2 protein-coding genes and 1 pseudogene are annotated in these 2470 nt (G+C 45.7%); 1 reads left to right on the top strand and 2 read right to left on the bottom strand.

Annotation, left to right across the window (positions count from 1 at the left end; genetic code table 11):
- Positions 1–156: 156 nt before the first annotated feature.
- Positions 157–927: a peroxiredoxin-like family protein gene (locus PX481_RS19525; protein WP_288095550.1), complete on the bottom strand. Its 771-nt coding sequence runs from the start codon at positions 925–927 to the stop codon at positions 157–159.
- Positions 924–2060: an anhydro-N-acetylmuramic acid kinase gene (locus PX481_RS19520; protein WP_002758811.1), complete on the bottom strand. Its 1137-nt coding sequence runs from the start codon at positions 2058–2060 to the stop codon at positions 924–926. The genes PX481_RS19525 and PX481_RS19520 overlap by 4 nt, the downstream gene beginning before the upstream one ends.
- 237 nt (positions 2061–2297) lie before the next feature.
- On the opposite strand from PX481_RS19520, the pseudogene PX481_RS19515 reads away from it, so the two are divergent.
- A pseudogene (locus PX481_RS19515) lies at positions 2298–2470 on the top strand (RNA-guided endonuclease TnpB family protein); the annotation flags it as partial.

The following is a 2470-nucleotide window of genomic DNA, read 5'->3' as shown; positions in this document are numbered from 1 at the left end:
TGAAGGAGCAGAATTTGTCCTTAGCATCATAACTTTTTCCTATCCGATTTTTTCAGCAGACCCTAAGTAGTTGGACAAGATTAAAGTTTTTTAGCCATCAGCTAGAAAAGCTAAAAGGCAAGAGTTGGAAGTGGGCGAGATGCAGAAGAAAAAAGCTTAATCCCGCAAAAAAGCGAGGGGATAACTCATATTCTCAGCAAAGCCCAAGATACCTCGATCTCGATGCTCATAGAGTAAATTTCCTTGATTATCAAATAAAAAAGTCCCTCCCCGTTGGGTGAGATAACTACTATCGGGGACATAGGTTGACCAATTGCCCAAAACTTGACTCATATTACGGAGTCTCAGGGTGGCTAATTCAAAAGGTCGCTGAAAACCTTGACCCCCAGCAAGATTGAATAGGGAACCCCGGAAAGGTGGTAAAGGCCGCGCTTGCATTGTTTCCTCCTCGGCAATTAATTGGGGGGCTTTGCGATCGCCAAGATAACCCCGCAGCACTTCGGCCAGAGTCCCCGGACTACCCACACCCGCACACATAAAAATTAGATTTAACCAAGCATTTTGCCCGGGAGAAAACCCAGGTAATTTTAGCGATAAACCGCGATAAAGTCCTAATAAATTATGTAATTCGGCTTTGGGGTCAACAAACAGCCAATCTTGCCGAAATTTCGTATATTCAGCGAATTTTAACCCTGAATTGCGATCGCCGATACCGATGGCACGAATGGTTATCCCGGCATTTTGCCAAAGGGCTGCCTCTTTTTCTAACCACCAAGCGTATTCGAGACTATCAAAATCTCCCAATTGCGGCCAAACAAGAATTAAAAGACGTTTATAATCGGCACAATCGCTTAAAATTGGCACTATTTGCCCATCGCTGACCCTTTGGCGTTGAATTGTTGAAAATATTTCATAGCTGCTGCTCATCTGTAAATTTCTCCTAATAAAACCGCTGCTTTTGCCCCCGTGACTTGCGGTAAATTACCGGGGAAATTGTGCCAGCGCCAATAGGCCAAGAGGGCAAAAGCGATCGCTTCTTTAAAATCGCTATTTAATCCTACCTCATCGGTGGTCAAAAGCTTGACATTTGACCCCAAATGTGCTAGGAGTCGTTGGCGCAGGTAGGCATTACGAGCGCCACCACCGCAGAGCAGCACTTCCGCGGGCATTTCTGGCAAAAAGGTTTGATAGCTGTGGGCGATCGAAATGGCGGTTAAATCGGTTAAACTAGCCAACCAGTCGGCATCACTGAGGCAATAAGCTTGGGCATCCTCGCGCAATTGGGCTAGATAGGCGGGGCTAAATAACTCTCTGCCAGTGGATTTAGGGGGATATTGTTGAAAATAAGGCTCCTGTAGCCATTTATGAACTAATTCGGAGCAGGGTTGACCCTGAGCGGACCATTGACCGTTATGGTCGTAGGTTTGTTGTCCTTGGCTCAAAAATTGTACGGCCAAATCGATGAGGACGTTGCCCGGTCCAGTATCCCAACCGAAAATTTTTTGCTGCCAATTTTCCCTTTGTCGGGGGGGTAGATAGGTTAAATTGCCAATACCGCCGATATTTTGAACACAGCGGGCTTTAGTGGGGTGAGAAAGCAGATAAGCGTCAATTTTCGGCACTAGGGGCGCACCGTGACCAGCTTGGGCGATATCGGCAGCGCGAAAATTACTAATGGTGGGAATACGGGTAATTTTTGCGATCGCTGCTCCCCGTCCTAATTGTACCGTGTAACCGAGGCGATCGTTTGCGGGGGGTCGATGAAAAACGGTTTGACCGTGACTGCCGATTAATTGGGCTTTTGGGGCTTCTTTTTGGATATTTAAAGCGGCACGGGCGAATTCTGCGGCGATATCATCATCTAAGCTGGCTAAAGCTTCAAGGTCGAGCTTTTCTCCCCCACAGACTTGTAAAATTGTCTCGCGTAATCGGGGGGAATAGGGATAGGTTTCTCCAGCTAATAACTGCACCTGTGGAGATTCCACTGTACCGCTAATCTCCACTAAAGCGGTATCGATACCATCCACCGATGTGCCACTGATTAAACCGATAACTAACAAGTTTTTTCCCTCAACTGTCGATTGTTGATTATTTTATCTTGAATGTCGGGGTGAAGACCCTCGCGCTTAGCGACGGGATGAAACCCCGACCAGTATAAAACAGCGAAGCACGACATTTCGACACATTTCGACACATTTCGAGGGGCTTCGATGTAAGAGCTTCGATGTCAACTAAAATCTTGACAATCCGATGCTCTACAGGTTAACTTAAAATAAGTTGTTTGAGGTCGATAAACAATGATTGTCTTAGAAATGAAAGCCGTGGTTAAACCAAGTCAGTGTTCTGCCATTGATGAAGCTATTCGTACAGTACAATTCATCAGAAACAAAGCATTAAGGCTTTGGATGGATGCCAAGAGAGAAGACAAAATCGATAAATATTCTCTCAATAAATATTGTGCAGTTCTCGC

The sequence above is a fragment of the Microcystis sp. M53603_WE2 genome (genome assembly GCF_030065435.1).
Note: the sequence above shows the minus strand (reverse complement) of the source record. Positions and strands in the feature narration are given on the sequence as shown.